Here is a 15,184-nt window from a genome sequence, read left to right as displayed (position 1 = left end):
CTTCCGGCAAGCGGGGAGAGGGAGCGTGTGTCAACCCGCCATCAGGCTAGGATATCCAGCCGAGCTTTGCGCAAGTGCACGTCTTGAAGAGTTCATCATGGCCACCCATCTTGTGCCGCCCGCGGGTACGGGCGTACCCTGCATTTTTCAGTGGCTTTCATGCGAGGACCTGGGATGAGTGGATCGGACGGAAGCGAGCAATTTGCCAAAACGCACGATTTCGTTCAGATCAGGCCCTACGCCATCGTCGGTCTTCTTGCCGCGGCCTTTGCGCTCAGCGGTTGCGGACAGCCGAGCTCGCAAGCGGCCGCGCCGCCGCCCCCGCCTGTGACCGTTGCCGAGCCGGTGAAGCGCACCGTCACCGACTGGGACGAGTACACCGGTCGCTTCGAGGCGGTCGAAGAGGTGCAGGTGCGCCCGCGCGTCGGTGGCTTCGTCAACTCCGTCGAGTTCCAGGACGGCGCGATCGTACATCAGGGCGATCTGCTCTATGTCATGGATCCACGTCCGTTCGAGGCGGTGGCCGAGCAAGCGGACGGCCAGCTCTCCGATGCCCGCGCCAAGGTGGAGCTCGCCAAGCGCGAGCTCGACCGCGGCCTGAACCTGGTCCAGACCAGCGCCGTCTCCGAACAGGTCGTCGATCAGCGACGCCAGGCCCTCCAGGCCGCGCACGCCGCGGAGACCCAGGCCGAGGGCGCATTGAAGGCCGCCCGGCTCAACATCGAGTTCACCCATGTCACCGCGCCGCTCACCGGCCGCGTCAGCCGCCATCTCGTCAGCCCCGGCAACCTCGTGCAGGGCAGCGACACCGGCACCTCGACCTTGCTGACCTCGATCGTCTCGCTCGATCCGATCTACATCTATTTCGACATGGATGAGACGACCTTCATCAAATACAGCAAGCTGTGGTTCGAGGGAAAACGCCCAAGTTCGCGCGACACCGCGAACCCCGTGCAGGTGACGCTCGCCGGCGAGACCAAGCCATCGCATGAGGGCTCGGTCAACTTCCTCGACAACCGCCTCGATGTCTCCACCGGCACGCTGCGCAGCCGCGCCGTGGTCAAGAACACCGATCTTTCCATCTTGCCCGGCCAGTTCGGCCGCGTCCGCCTGATCGGCAGCGCGCCTTATGAGGCGCTGCTGATCCCCGACGTCGCGGTCGCCACCGACCAGTCGCGCAAGATCGTGTTCGTGGTGAAGCCCGACGACACCGTCGAGGCACGACCCGTGGTGCTCGGGCCGCTCGACGACGGCCTCCGCGTCATCCGCGAAGGGCTGAAGGCCGAGGACCGCGTCATCGTCAACGGCATCCAGCGCGCCCGTGTCGGCGCCAAGGTCGCCCCGTCTCCCGCTCAGGCGCCGGCCGGTGCCAAGACCGGTGCGAAGGCTGGTGACAAGTCATGAATCTTGGCCGCCTGTCCATCAACCAGCCCATCCTCGCGATGGTGCTGTCGATCGTGCTCCTGATCGTCGGTGCGCTCGCTTATTCGACGCTGCCGATCTCCGAATATCCGCAAGTGGTGCCGCCGACCGTGGTCGTCACCACGCAATATCCGGGCGCCTCTGCCCAGACCGTGTCCGACACCGTGGCTGCTCCGATCGAGCAGCAGATCAACGGCGTCGAGGACATGCTCTATCTCTACAGCCAGGCGACCTCGAACGGCCAGCTCACCATCACCGTCACCTTCAAGCTCGGCACCGACCTCGACAAGGCGCAGGTGCTGGTGCAGAACCGCGTCGCCATCGCGCAGCCGCAGCTGCCGGACGAGGTGCAGCGCAACGGCGTCGTCACCCGCAAGAACTCGCCCGACATCCTGATGGTCGTGTTCATGCTGTCGCCCGACGACACCTTCGACCAGCTCTACATCTCCAACTACGCGCTGCTGCAGGTTCGCGACCAGCTGCTGCGCATCGACGGCGTCGGCGACATCCAGATGTTTGGCGCGCGCGACTATTCGATGCGGCTCTGGCTCGATCCTGATCGTATTGCCAATCTCGGCCTGACCTCGACCGAGGTGCTGGCCGCGATCCGCGCTCAGAACGTGCAGATCGCCGGCGGCCAGATTGCCGAACCGCCGATTGCCGACCGCGCCTTCCAGCCGAACCTTGTGTTCACGGGGCGACTAAAAGACCAGAAGCAGTTCGAGGACATCCTGATCAAGGCCGGCTCCGACGGCCGCACGGTGCGCCTGCGCGACGTCGCGCGCATCGAGCTCGGTGCGCTCGCCTATTCGACCAACAGCTTCCTGCTGCGCAAATCCGCGGTCGCCATGCTGGTGACGCAGCGACCGGGATCCAACGCGCTTGCGACGGCAAAGAGCATCTCGGACACCATGGCGAAGCTGAAGGAAAGCTTTCCAAAGGGCCTCGACTTCAACATCGGCTACAACCCGACCGAGTTCATCGCACAGTCCGTCCACGAGCTGATCAAGACGATCTACGAAGCCATGCTGCTTGTCGTCGTCGTCGTGCTGGTGTTCCTGCAAGGGTGGCGGCCGGCGATCATTCCCATCATCGCGATCCCGGTGTCATTGGTGGGCACCTTCGCGGTGATGGCGGCACTCGGCTTCTCCATCAACAATCTCACTTTGTTCGGGCTCGTGCTTGCGGTCGGCATCGTGGTCGACGACGCCATCGTCGTGGTCGAGAATGTCGAACGGCATCTCGAGCATGGTCTCAGCCGCCGGGATGCGGCGCTGAAGACCATGGAGGAGGTCGGCGGCGCGCTGGTCTCGATCGCGCTTGTGCTGTGCGCGGTGTTCGTGCCGACGGCATTCCTGGGCGGTATCTCCGGGCAATTCTTCCAGCAATTCGCGGTCACGATTGCGGTTGCGACCGCGATCTCCTGCTTCTGCTCGTTGACGCTGTCGCCGGCGCTGGCTTCGCAGATCCTCACCCCACATGAGGAAAAGCGGCCGCCCGCTGCCTGGAATCTGCTCGCGCGGGGCTGGAACGCCTTCACGGGGGCCTTCAACCGCCTGTTCGACCGGCTCTCGCATGGCTACGCTGCTCTCGCCAATTTCGTGATCCGACACGCGGTGGTGATGCTGCTGATCTATGTCGTGCTGATCGGCAGCGCAGGCTGGCTGATCGGGACGACGTCGCAGGGTTTCATCCCGGCGCAGGACCGCGGCTATGTCATCATCTCGGTGCAATTACCGGGAGCGGCGTCGCTGGCGCGAACCACTGAGGTCGTGCGGGAGATCGAACGGATTTCGCTGGATACGCCGGGCATCGTCCGGGTTGCCGCCTTTGCCGGCTTCTCCGGCGCGACACGAACGCAGGCCGGCAACGCGGCGGCGCTCTTCCCTGTGTTCGACGAGCCCGAGGTCCGTCTGAAAAAGGGCCTGACCGCCAACGCGATCACCGGCGAACTCCGAAAACGCCTCGCTGCGATCCAGGACGCCTTCATCATCGTGATTCCGCCACCGGCCGTGCCTGGCATCGGCACCGGTGGCGGCTTCACCATCCGCATCCAGGATCGGCAGGGCCGCGGGCCGGAACTGCTGGCGTCCGCGACCGACGAGCTCGTCGCCGCTGCGCGCAAATCGCCCGCGCTCCTTGCCCCCACGGTGTTCTCGCCGTTCTCGGCCAATACGCCGCAGCTGTTCGTCGACATCGACCGCACCAAGGCGCAGAAGCTCGGCGTACCCATCTCGAGCATCAACGACACGATCCAGACCTATTTCGGATCGACCTATGTCAACGACTTCAACCTGTTCGGCCGCACCTATCACGTCACCGCGCAGGCTGATTTCCCGTTCCGGAAAGAACCTGCCGACCTTGCGCGCCTGCGCACGCGCAACGCCGCGGGCGACACGGTGATGCTCGGCAGCGTGGTCGACTTCAGGGATGTCACCGGTCCTGACCGCGTCGCGCGCTACAATCTCTATGCGGCATCCGAATTGCAGGGCGAGCCGGCGCCGGGCGTGAGCTCGACCACCGCGCTCAACGCCATCAAGAAGCTGGCCGACGACACCTTGCCGAGCGGCTTCACCTTCGAGTGGACGGATCTGTCCTATCAGCAGGTCACCGGCGGCAATGCCGGCCTCTACGTGTTTCCGATCTGCGTGCTGTTCGTCTATCTCGTGCTCGCCGCGCAATATGGCAGCTGGACCTTGCCCTTTGCGGTGATCCTGATCGTGCCGATGTGCCTGCTCGCTGCCACCATCGGCGTGCGCATCATGGGCCAGGACGTCAACATCCTGACCCAGATCGGCTTCGTCGTGCTGGTGGGGCTCGCGGCGAAGAACGCCATCCTGATCGTCGAGTTCGCGCGCGACATCGAGAAGGAAGGCAAGCCGCGACTGGAAGCCGTGATCGAGGCCTGCCGCCTGCGCCTGCGGCCGATCCTGATGACCTCTTTCGCCTTCATCCTCGGCGTGCTGCCGCTGGTGATTTCGTCCGGCTCGGGTTCCGAGATGCGCCAGGCCGTCGGCGTTGCCGTCTTCTTCGGCATGCTCGGCGTCACGCTGTTCGGCCTGCTGTTCACGCCGATCTTCTATGTGGTGGTGCGGAACCTGGCCGAGGGACGGAACGAGAAGGGGACGATGGTGGCTTCTTAGCTTTTGGCAATGACCACCAACGTATCCACACCCTCGCTGTCGTCCGGCGAAGGCCGGGACGACAGCGGTTGTTTGACGAACGGCTGCCCATACTAACGACCAACACAAAACCCATGGGCACGGCCGATCTTCTTCACTAGTATCCGCGCGATTTCAAAACAGAACAATGCTGGGAGATAACAGATGAAATCAGCACTTTTGGCCGCTGTCGCGACGTCCGCTCTGTTGCTGGCCGCGCCCGCTTTCGCGCAAGCAACGGGACAAGGCGTCAAGATCGGCATTCTCAACGATCAGTCCGGCGTCTATGCCGATTACGGCGGCAAATATTCGGTCGAAGCGGCCAAGATGGCGATCGAGGATTTCGGCGGCGAGGTGCTCGGCCAGAAGATCGAGATGATCACCGCCGATCACCAGAACAAGCCCGATCTCGCCACGTCGATCGCACGGCGCTGGTATGATGCCGACAATGTCGACATGATCACCGAGCTGACGACGTCGTCGGTGGCGCTCGCGGTGCAGGATCTGTCGAAGGAAAAGAAGAAGATCGACATCGTGGTCGGTGCGGCCACGTCGAGCATCACCGGTTCTGCATGCTCGCCTTACGGCTTCCACTGGGCGTTCGACACGCACGCACTCGCGGTCGGCACTGGCGGTGCGTTGACGAAGGCGGGCGGCGACAGCTGGTTCTTCCTCACGGCTGACTATGCGTTCGGCTATGCGCTGGAAAAGGACACCAGCGAGATCGTCACCGCCAGTGGCGGCAAGGTGCTCGGCTCGGTCCGCGTGCCGCTGAATTCCTCGGACTTCTCCTCCTTCCTGCTGCAGGCGCAGAGCTCGAAGGCGAAGATCGTCGGTCTTGCCAATGCCGGCCAGGACACCACCAATTCGATCAAGCAGGCCGCCGAATTCGGTATCGTCTCCGGCGGTCAGAAGCTTGCGGGCCTCCTGATGACGCTCGCCGAGGTGCATGGTCTGGGCTTGCAGGCGGCGCAAGGCCTGGTGCTGACCGAAGGCTTCTATTGGGATCACGACGACACCACGCGCGCCTTCTCCGAGCGCTTCTTCAAGCGCACCGGGCGGATGCCGAGCATGATCCACGCCGGCACCTATTCGGCGACGCTGAGCTATCTGAAGGCGGTGAAGGCGGCCGGCACCAAGGACAGCGAGGCGGTCGCCAAGAAGCTGAAGGAGCTGCCGGTCGACGATGCCTTCGCCAAGGGCAAGGTGCTCGACAACGGCCGCATGGTTCACGACATGTATCTGTTCGAGGTCAAGAAGCCCGCCGAATCGAAGAAGCCGTGGGACTATTACAAGGAGATCGCGACCGTCCCCGGCGACAAGGCCTTCTTCTCCGCCAAGGACAGCGGCTGCCCGCTGACGAAGTGAAGCTAACGCTGGCGCGACAAACTCTCTGTCGTCCCGGATCGGCGCGCGCCTGGGGGCGCGCTTGTCCGGGACGACCGCGGTGATTGTAGCTGCGCTTCAATACCCAGTCAGCTCGAGATAGCCAACGCCGTCATGCGTGCCTGCGAAGCTGATCGGCCCTTCCCAATAGGAGAAGCCGGTGCCCATCCAGGCCTTGGGATTGAGCGGCTTGCAGGCAATCGAAAACGCGCGCGACGGAATTGCGATCTGCCATTCCACCGGCAGCTTGCGGCCCGCCACGTCCGCGGTGGCCTTCGGACTCATCTGGATAGCGGCCCCCGCAATCATCTGCGTGCTCCCATCGGCGCCGATCCAGTTGCCGAACGGGTAACCCCTGCCGTCCTTTTGGCGCAGCCGGTACAGCATCAGCTTTTCGCCGGAGGACAGGTGCAGCGACAGCCAATCCCAGCCGGTCTGATCAGTGTCGAGCGGCTGGCTGCTCCATTCCCGGTCCATCCAGGCCTGGCCCGAGACTTCGGCCTGTCTATCGTCGATGGTGAGCATGCCGCGCGCGCGGTAGAACGGCTGGCTGTAATAGTACGACGCCTGGCCGCGCTCGGACTTGCGGCTGTAGCCGCCATCGCCCTGCAGGACCGCCGGCCGATCGGCTTGCAGCGTCAGCGAATAGCGGAAATCCGTGCCTGAGGCCTTCAGCGTCACCGGCGACAGGGTGCGATCGTCGGTGCGTTCGGACCCCTTCATCTCCCAATCGTCGATCCACGCCGCAAACGGTTTCGCCTCGACGCCGGCCTGCCCGATGCCGCCACGCGAAAACAGCTCATTGAAGCGGTGGGTGTCGGCGCGCGTCACCGCGGCATGTGCCATCCAGATCTGCTGATTGGCCCAGCCTACGCCTTGAGGCCCCGGTTTTGCGGCCTGGCGGAACAGCGTCCATTGCAGTCCGCAGGCCGCGCCGCTGCTGTCGACGAGGTTCGCCGTCAGATACCACCATTCGATGCGAAAATCCGGGTGCGGGCCATGGTCGGCTGGGAAGGCGAATGTCTTACCGGGCGTGACATTCGCAAAGCCGTCGGCGGTCTCGCCGAGCCCGGCATAGCCTTGCGCGCCGGCGCGGCGCGCGAGCGCGAGTGCGGCGATGCCGCCGGCGAAAGTTCGCCGAGAAATCCGGTCAGCGCTCATTGGCAAACACCTTGACCAGATTTGCCGGCTGCATCCGCGCCAGCCGCAACATCGGCAGCAGCGCGGCCAGCAGCGAGGCGATCAGCGCCACCGCAACCAGCTCGACCAGCTGCAGTGGAAATACATGGAACGGCAGCCGCCAGCCGAATGCCTTCACGTTGACGATCGCAATCAGGCACCACGCCACCAGCAGCCCGAGCGGCACGGCCAGCAGCGAGGTGAACAGCGCCACCGACAGCGTCTTGGTCAGCTCGATCGCGGCCAGGCGCGGCCGGGTGAGGCCGATTGCCCATAACGGCGCGAGCTGCGGCAGGCGCGAATTCGCCAGCGTCAGGAGACTGGTCAGCAACGCAATGCCGGCGACGCCGAGCGTGAACGCATTCAGCGCCGAGGTCACCGCGAAGGTACGGTTGAAGATGCGGACCGATTCCGCCTTCACCGTCGCCTGGTCGGCCACCGCGCGGTCGTCGAGCGCGAACTGATTCTGCAAGTCTGCGATCAGGCCAGGAATCTTGTCGCGCGGGACGATCAATCCAATACGCGTCTGCGGCGTTTGCGGAAACTGCCGCATCAGTGCGGCGACATTGACCGCGAGCTGTCCCTTGGGATTGCCGTAATCGGCATAGATGCCGACGATGTCGAGCTCCCAGGTCCCCCCGGGCGCCGGCACCTCGATGACGTCGCCGACGCGAACGTTGAGCCGGCGGCTGAGCTGCTCGCTGATGAAGGCGGCATTGCCAGGCACCAGCTGCGTCCAGGCGCGCGGCGCTGTCTCCAACAGCGGCCAGCGCTCGCGGTAGAGCGCGTGATCGGGCAGGCCGAGTAATTCCACCGGCTGGCCCTGAACCTGCGTCTCCGCGCGCCCGCCCGACAGGATCGCCTGCACCTCGCTACGGTCCTTCAGCCAGGCGCGGATCGCAATGGCTTGCGCATTGTCGGCCGCACTGATGTAGACGTCGGCGGCGAGCCGTCCATCGAGCCAGCCGACGAAGGTGCGGCTGAACGTTTCCACCATGGTCGAGACGCCGACATTGACCGATAGCGCGAGCAGCAGCGCCATCAGCGCCAGCGACAGTCCCGAGAGCTGTTGCCGGCTGTCCGCCCAGAACCACAGCGCCAGCGGCCCGCGCGCAAGTCGCTGGCCGGCGAGCAGGAGGATCTCGAGCAGCGCCGGCAGGATCAGCGCCGCTCCGAGCATCAGCGCGGCGAGCACGCCAAATCCCGCGATCAGCGATTGGCCGTAATGCAGCAGCAGCAGTGCGACCGCGAGCACAGCGCAGGCCGCACAGCTTTGCAGCACCAGCCAGCGGCGCTGCCGCTGCTGCCAGGCCCGCGGCTGCGCCGTCGCCAGCACCGGCATCCTGATCGCCTTGATCAGGCTGGTCGCGGCGGCCACGATCGCACCTAGAACGCTGATGCCGATGCCGGCGAGCCACCACTCCGGACGCAAGGAGAGCTGTCCCGGAATCTGCGCGCCATAGAGCCCGCGCAACGACGCCGCCACATCGGGCAACAGCGCCGCTGCGATGACATAGCCGCAGACGAGCCCGATCAGGCCCGCCACCAATGCCAGCGGCACCAGCTCGACCACCAGCACGGTATTGACCAGCCGCGCCGAGGCGCCGCAGGCGCGCAAGGTGCGCAGCATCGGCAGTCGCTGCTCGAAGGCAAGGCCGACAGCCGAGTTGACGATGAACAGGCCGACGAAGAACGACAGCAGGCCGAAGGCGGTGAGGTTGAGATGGAAACTGTCGGTCAGCTGTTCCAGCTCGGTCTCCGCGGTCGGCTCTATCAGCTGCAATTGGTCGCCAATGATGCTTGCGAGCGGCGCCGGCTTGCCCTTGGCCTTGCCGATCAGGAGGCGCGAGACCTGATCCGGCTTGTTCAGCAGACGCTGCGCCACGCCGATATCGACTACCAGCACGTCAGGCACGAGCTGCGGCAGCACACGCAGCGGCGGCAGCTTTGCGCCGCTGCTGATCGACGGCGTCGCGCCTTCGCTGTCCTGCAAATCGCCCAGCGTCTCATGCGCCACCAGCGTCTGCCCGGGCGCGGCGATGAAGCTCGCGAGATCAGCCGCGCCGAGACGCGGCGCATTGCCGACATCGACAGGCAGCGTCACCGGCTCGATGCCGAGCAGCCGCATCGCGCGCCCATTGATCTGGACCCGGCCTTCCAGCATCGGGGAGACCGGCCAGCCTGCGCGGCGCAGCTTGATGAACAGGCCTTGCGGGAAGGTCGCCGCATTGGGCGCGACCAGCATGGCCGTGCGCACGCCGCCAAACGTCGCCGCCGCGCGGTCATAGGCGGTGCGGGCCTGCTGGTTGATGGCCTGCACCCCGCTCCACAGCGCGGTCGCGGCGATCAGCCCGATCAGCAGCGTGGCGAACTGCATCCGGTGTCGCCGCCAATGGCTCAGCAGCACGGCGAGCACCCACAGCGCGCGCTTCATGCGATCCGTCCCGCATGGAGGACGATGTGACGGTCGAGCGTGCCGGCCAGATGCAGGCTGTGCGTCACCATCAGGAAGCCGCAGCCGGTGCGTGCGACGAGATCGCGCGTCAGCGCCAGCACGTCGTCGGCGGTGGCCTCGTCCAGGTTGCCGGTCGGCTCGTCCGCGAGCAGCAGCGATGGCTTGGTCGCCAGCGCCCGCCCGATCGCGACCCGCTGCTGCTGGCCGCCTGATAATTGCTCTGGATAACGTTTGAGCAGGCCGCCGAGCCCGAGCCGTTCGACCAGCTCCTTGGTCCAGGCCGCATCATGCCGGCCGGCGATGCGCGCCTGGAAGGCGAGGTTGTCGGCAACCGACAGGCTCGGGATCAAATTGAATTGCTGAAACACCAGGCCGATCCGGTCGCGCCGCAGCGCGGCGCGGCCGGCGTCCGCAAGCTCCGTGATCTCGGTCTCCCCCAGCCGGATCGAGCCGCCATCGGCGCCGTCCAGCCCCGCGATCAGGTGCAGCAGCGTGCTCTTGCCGCTGCCGGATTCGCCTGTCAGCGCGACGCGTTCGCCGGCCTTGAGGTCGAGGTCGACCCCGCGCAGCACATGGACCGGCTCGCTGGCCGAGGTGAAGGTCTTCGAGAGATTTCGGATACTCAGCAAGATCAATTCGCCGGACGGAATTTACTCGATGCTGCGTAGCACACTTGCTGCGGAAATGCCGGGGTTGCGTTGCCGTTCAAGCCGTTGTTAGCTTGCCGAGACGGCCAAATCAGAAGTGCCGAAGGAACATACGGGGAGAATGATGAGCGCTCAGGGAACGCCGTCCGCGGCAGTCAAGACGGCAGGGGCTTCAAAGGAAACGCCCAAGGCAACACCGAAGGGCGCCTGGACCGTCACTTTTCTCCTCTTTCTCTTCATGGTCGTCAACTTCGCGGACAAGATCGTCGTCGGCCTCGCCGGCGTGCCGATCATGACCGACATGAAGCTCGAGCCTGCGCAATTCGGCCTGCTTGGATCCTCCTTCTTCTTCCTGTTTTCGATCTCGGCCATCGTGGTCGGCTTCATCGTCAACAAGGTGGCGACTCGCTACGTCTTGCTGACCCTGGCGGTGATCTGGGCACTGGCGCAGTTTCCGATGGTCGGGACCGTCTCCTTCACGACGCTATTGATCTGCCGCATCGTGCTTGGGGCGGGCGAGGGACCTGCTTTCTCGGTCGCCGCGCACGCGATCTACAAATGGTTCCCCGATGAGAAGCGCACGCTGCCGACCGCGATTCTGTCGCAGGGCTCGGCCTTCGGTGTGATCCTGGCCGTGCCGGCGCTGAACTGGGTCATCGTCAATCATTCCTGGCACTACGCCTTCGGCGCGCTCGGTGTGGTCGGCCTGATCTGGGTTTGTGCCTGGCTGGCGCTGGGTCAGGAGGGTCCGCTCGAGGACACCCAGGCGCTCGCTGTCAATGAGCCGAAAATACCCTATGTCCAGCTTCTGACCTCGCGCACTTTCCTCGGCTCGGTGATCGCCACCTTCGGCGCCTATTGGGCGCTCTCGCTCGGGCTGACCTGGTTCACCGCGTTCATCGTCACGGGTCTCGGCTTCTCGCAGCAGCAGGCCGGCTTCATCTCGATCCTGCCCTGGGTGTTCGGCGCCACCATCGTCATTCTGACGGGCTGGATCTCGCAGGTGATGATGGCGCGCGGCTACACCACGCGCATCTCGCGTGGCGTGCTTGGTTCGGTGCCGTTGATCATCGGCGGCCTGATCCTGGCGTCGATGCCGCACGTCTCGGGCGCCGGTCTGCAGATCGCGCTGCTCGTGATCGGCTCGGGCCTGTGCGGTGCGATCTATGTCGTCTGCCCGCCGATGCTCGGCGAGTTCACGCCGGCATCGCAGCGCGGCGCCGTCATCGCGATCTACGGCGCGCTCTACACGCTCTCGGGCATCATTGCGCCGAACGTGATGGGCACCGTGATCCAGCGCGCCGGCAACATGCTCGACGGCTACATGACCGGCTTCACCATCAACGCGCTGGTGATGATCGGCTCCGGCGTCATCGGCCTGCTGCTGCTCTGGCCCAACACGGAAAAGGCGAGGCTGACGCGGGGTGCGGCCCCGCGCGAAGCCGCCGCGCTGAAGCGCGCGGTCTCACCGACGTGAGGGAGGCGAACTGCCCGCTCCATCTGCAGTCGTCGTCCCCGGCCTTCGCCGGGACGACAGCGAGAATGAGGCGCGGCCCTCGCGCCTCATATGCTGGCTCCCCTCAATTCACCCCCTGCGCGCCGCGAATCAGCTTCCCCGGCCGGCGGCCCGTGGCCTCGCCCTGCCGCCGCGTCACCACGCCCGACACGATCGTGGCGTCATAGCCGTCGACATCCTGCAACAGCCTGCGACCGCCGACCGGCAGGTCGTAATGCACTTTCGGCGGATGCAGGTGCAGCCGGTCGTAGTCGATCACGTTGACGTCGGCCTTGTAGCCGGGAGCAATGAGCCCGCGATCGGTCAGCCCCACCGACAGCGCGGTCTTGCGTGACTGCGCCGCGACCACGAAGGGGATCGACAGCTTCTCGCCGCGCGTGCGGTCGCGCGTCCAGTGCGTCAGCAGATAGGTCGGGAAGCTGGCATCGCAGATGATGCCGCAATGCGCGCCGCCGTCGGACAGGCCCGGCACCGATTGCGGGTCGATCAGCATCTCGCGCGTCGCATCCAGATTGCCGTCGGAATAATTGAGGAACGGCACGTAGAGCATGCCGCGGCCTTCGTCCGACAGCATCGCGTCGTAGGCGAGTTCCTCCGGCTGGCGTCCATGCCTGCGCGCCTGCGGACCCAGCGCGTTCTCCGGCGGCTGCTCGTAATCGGGGGGATCGCCGAGCAGGAACATCTTGTCGTAATTCGGACGGAAGAACAGCGGATCGTCGGTTGCCGTCGCCGTCTCGCTCAGGATCGCCTTGCGCACCTCGCTCTGACGCAGCTGCGCCAGCCGCTCTTGCAGCGGCAGATGCGCGATTCTCCTGTAGCTCGGATGGGTTTGGAACGGATTGCGCGACAGCTCGAGTCCCAGCAACAGTCCGACCGGACGCGCCGCGATCTGCGCGGTGATGGAGAGTCCACGCTTGGCCGCCGCGTTGATCTCGTCCAGCGTCTGGCGCCAGCGATTGGGCGATCTGTCGTTCTGCGTGATCGAGAACGAGATCGGGCACTTCGTGCTGTCGGCCACCCGCAGCATCATCGGCAGGTCTTCGTGGATGGTGGAGAGATCCAGCACGAATTGCAGCACGCTGCGGCCCTGGCTGTGCATCGCGCCGGCAATTGCGGTGAGCTCGTCCTCGCCGGCCTTCAGGGTCGGGGTGAAATCGCCGGTCGAGGTGCGGTGGTTGAGCGTGCGCGAGGTCGAGAAGCCGAGCGCGCCGGATCGCACCGCTTCGCCCGCCAGCTTTGCCATTGCCGCATTGTCCTCGGCGGTGGAGGGATCGCGGCGCGCGCCGCGCTCGCCCATGACGTAGACCCGAAGCGCCGCGTGCGGCAGCTGCGCGCCGACATCGATGTCGAAATCGCGCTTCGACAGCCAGTCCATGTAGTCGGGAAAGCTCTCCCAGGCCCAGGGAATGCCGGCGCTCAGCACCGGCTCGGGAATGTCCTCGACCCCCTCCATCAGCTGGATCAGCCTGACGTGGTCGGAAGGCTTGCAGGGTGCAAAGCCGACGCCGCAATTGCCCATGATCGCGGTGGTGACGCCGTTCTGCGAGGATGGCGTGATGTCCTGGCTCCAGGTCACCTGTCCGTCGTAATGGGTGTGGACGTCGACAAAGCCCGGCGTCACCAGCTTGCCGCGCGCATCGATCTCCTCGGCGCCTTTGGCTGCGACCTTGCCCACTTCGCTGATCTTGCCGCCGGTGATGGCAACGTCGGCCTCGAACAGCTCGCCGCCATTGCCGTCCGCGACAGTGCCGCCGCGGATCACGAGATCAGGGGTGCTCATGGTGTTTCTTCCCGGTTTGTTGTTTCTTGTCGTCCCGGCGAAGGCCGGGACCCATAACCACAACTCTTAGTTTGGCGAAGACTGGCAATGACCAGCTCGCGCCACGACTACCTTCGTGAGTATGTGTCCCGGCCTTCGCCGGGACGACAGCTTAACCTGCGCCTCAAGCCCTGGCTTGCGTCTTCCGCTCGGTAAACGGCGACAGCACCACCGTGGCGACCATGAAGATCACCGAAGCGCCGAACACCCAGTGCGGCGCGCTCTGGTCCATGATCCAGCCGAACAGCAGCGGCGAGACGATGCCGCCGAGATTGAAGCCGGTGGAGACGATGCCGAAGGCGCGACCTGCCGCGCCCGGAGGCGCGGCATTGCGCACCAGCATGTCCCGCGACGGCGCGATCACGCCGGAGAGGAAGCCCGCGATGGCCATCGTGGCGGTGAGCGCCCAGCCGGGCAGCGTCACCAGCGCGATCAGCAGCACGATGGCCGCATTGGCGGCGAAGCAGGCGGCGGCGACATAGCCGTGGCGCTCGGTGTGATCGGCGAGGAAGCCGCCCGCGAGCACGCCGGCGGCGCTGGCGCCGAGGAATGCGGTCAGCGCGACATTGGCGACGGAATAGGTGGCGCCATAGCCGCTCATCAGCGCGACCACGCCGAAATTGTTGATGCCGGCCACCGACAGACTCAGCAGCATGAACAGCGCGGTCAGCGTGATCAGCGCCGGCGTGATCACCGCCTGCTTCGGCGCATCCGCGTTGCCGGGCTTGGCCTTGTGCGCGCCGGCATCGGGAATGGCCATCACGATCAGCAGCAGCACCACCAGCACGCCGATCGCGCCCGAGGCGAGCAGCGCGCCGACGCCGCCGGAGACCGTGATCAGCGCGGCGACGATTGCCGGTGCAACGGCGCCGCCGAAATAGCCGGCGAAGGTGTGGACAGAAAACGCGCGGCCCATCCGCGCCTCGTCCATGTGCTCGGCGAGAATGGCGTAGTCGGCGGGATGATAGACGCTGTTGGCGACGCCGAGCAGCACGGCGCAGGCGATCAGCGAGGCGTAGCTCAGATGCAGGCCGAGCATGATCAGCGCGAGTCCGCCGAGCGTCAGTCCACCAAGCAGGATCTTGCGCGCGCCAAAATGGTCGACCAGATAGCCGGTCGGCGCCTGCGTCAGGCCGGAGACGACGGCCGACACAGTCAGCGCAAAGCCGAGCTCGACATAGCCGACGCCGAGCTGAACTTTCAGGAACGGGAACAGCATCGGCAGGACCAGCAGATGAAAATGGCTGACCCAATGCGCGATCGAGATCCCGGTCAGCGTGCGCAGCGCGCTGTCCGCCTTGCCTTGTTGCGGTGCGGCGAGAACGTCGACCATCGCAGTTCCGTTTCACTCCCAGGGAAGCGCAAACTATCGGGCACAGCGGTTATTTGTCCATGAACGCCGGCGCATGGCAGGTAGTGCGGGTGGGGGCGTGAGGAGCGAGGGATTATTCGGTCGCGCAGTGAGGCACACTGCGCTCCCTCCCCCCCTTGTGGGGGAGGGTTAGGGAGAGGGGCCCACACGGGGATTCTATCGATCGCGCAAAAGATCTTCTTCGCGACAACGAACACCTTTTCCCGGGCCACCCCTCTCCCCCGCCC

General features: G+C 65.4%; 9 protein-coding genes. 4 read left to right on the top strand and 5 right to left on the bottom strand.

What is annotated here, in order from left to right; all coding sequences use genetic code 11:
* Window positions 1-174: 174 nt before the first annotated feature.
* The 3 genes from G8O24_RS15435 (at window position 175) to G8O24_RS15425 (ending at window position 5,951) form a co-directional block, all read left to right on the top strand.
* Window positions 175-1,404: an efflux RND transporter periplasmic adaptor subunit gene (locus G8O24_RS15435; protein WP_188100625.1), complete on the top strand. Its 1,230-nt coding sequence runs from the start codon at window positions 175-177 to the stop codon at window positions 1,402-1,404.
* The gene (locus G8O24_RS15430; RefSeq protein ID WP_188100623.1) at window positions 1,401-4,565 is read left to right on the top strand and encodes an efflux RND transporter permease subunit; all 3,165 of its coding nucleotides are present in this window, start codon (window positions 1,401-1,403) and stop codon (window positions 4,563-4,565) included. The genes G8O24_RS15435 and G8O24_RS15430 overlap by 4 nt, the downstream gene beginning before the upstream one ends.
* 183 nt (window positions 4,566-4,748) lie before the next feature.
* Window positions 4,749-5,951 carry an ABC transporter substrate-binding protein gene (locus tag G8O24_RS15425; RefSeq protein ID WP_188100622.1) on the top strand — a complete coding sequence of 401 codons (1,203 nt, stop codon included), beginning with the start codon at window positions 4,749-4,751 and terminating at the stop codon, window positions 5,949-5,951.
* A gap of 96 nt (window positions 5,952-6,047) precedes the next feature.
* On the opposite strand, the gene G8O24_RS15420 is transcribed toward G8O24_RS15425, so the two are convergent.
* From G8O24_RS15420 to G8O24_RS15410, 3 genes are read right to left on the bottom strand one after another with little or no spacing between them, the layout of a single operon-like run.
* Window positions 6,048-7,130 (bottom strand): lipocalin-like domain-containing protein, encoded by a 1,083-nt coding sequence (locus G8O24_RS15420; protein ID WP_188100620.1) that lies wholly within the window; start codon window positions 7,128-7,130, stop codon window positions 6,048-6,050.
* Window positions 7,120-9,582, bottom strand: a complete 2,463-nt coding sequence (locus G8O24_RS15415; RefSeq protein WP_188100618.1) for an ABC transporter permease — start codon at window positions 9,580-9,582, stop codon at window positions 7,120-7,122. The genes G8O24_RS15420 and G8O24_RS15415 overlap by 11 nt, the downstream gene beginning before the upstream one ends.
* Window positions 9,579-10,232, bottom strand: coding sequence for an ABC transporter ATP-binding protein (locus tag G8O24_RS15410; protein WP_188100617.1), 654 nt, complete (start codon window positions 10,230-10,232; stop codon window positions 9,579-9,581). Before G8O24_RS15410 ends, G8O24_RS15415 begins: the two co-directional genes overlap by 4 nt.
* 142 nt (window positions 10,233-10,374) lie before the next feature.
* On the opposite strand from G8O24_RS15410, the gene G8O24_RS15405 reads away from it, so the two are divergent.
* Complete coding sequence (locus tag G8O24_RS15405; RefSeq protein ID WP_188100615.1) at window positions 10,375-11,727, top strand: MFS transporter; 1,353 nt, start codon at window positions 10,375-10,377, stop codon at window positions 11,725-11,727.
* Window positions 11,728-11,830: 103 nt separating this feature from the next.
* Here G8O24_RS15405 and G8O24_RS15400 read toward each other — a convergent pair whose 3' ends face one another.
* Together G8O24_RS15400 and G8O24_RS15395 are read right to left on the bottom strand one after the other, a co-directional pair.
* Complete coding sequence (locus G8O24_RS15400) at window positions 11,831-13,546, bottom strand: N-acyl-D-amino-acid deacylase family protein (RefSeq protein ID WP_188100613.1); 1,716 nt, start codon at window positions 13,544-13,546, stop codon at window positions 11,831-11,833.
* Window positions 13,547-13,709: 163 nt separating this feature from the next.
* Window positions 13,710-14,918: an MFS transporter gene (locus tag G8O24_RS15395; RefSeq protein ID WP_188100611.1), complete on the bottom strand. Its 1,209-nt coding sequence runs from the start codon at window positions 14,916-14,918 to the stop codon at window positions 13,710-13,712.
* Window positions 14,919-15,184 lie beyond the last annotated feature (266 nt).

This window comes from Bradyrhizobium campsiandrae (assembly GCF_014529705.1).
Classification (GTDB): Bacteria; Pseudomonadota; Alphaproteobacteria; order Rhizobiales; family Xanthobacteraceae; genus Bradyrhizobium; species Bradyrhizobium campsiandrae.
This window is presented reverse-complemented; position numbering and strand designations above follow the sequence as displayed.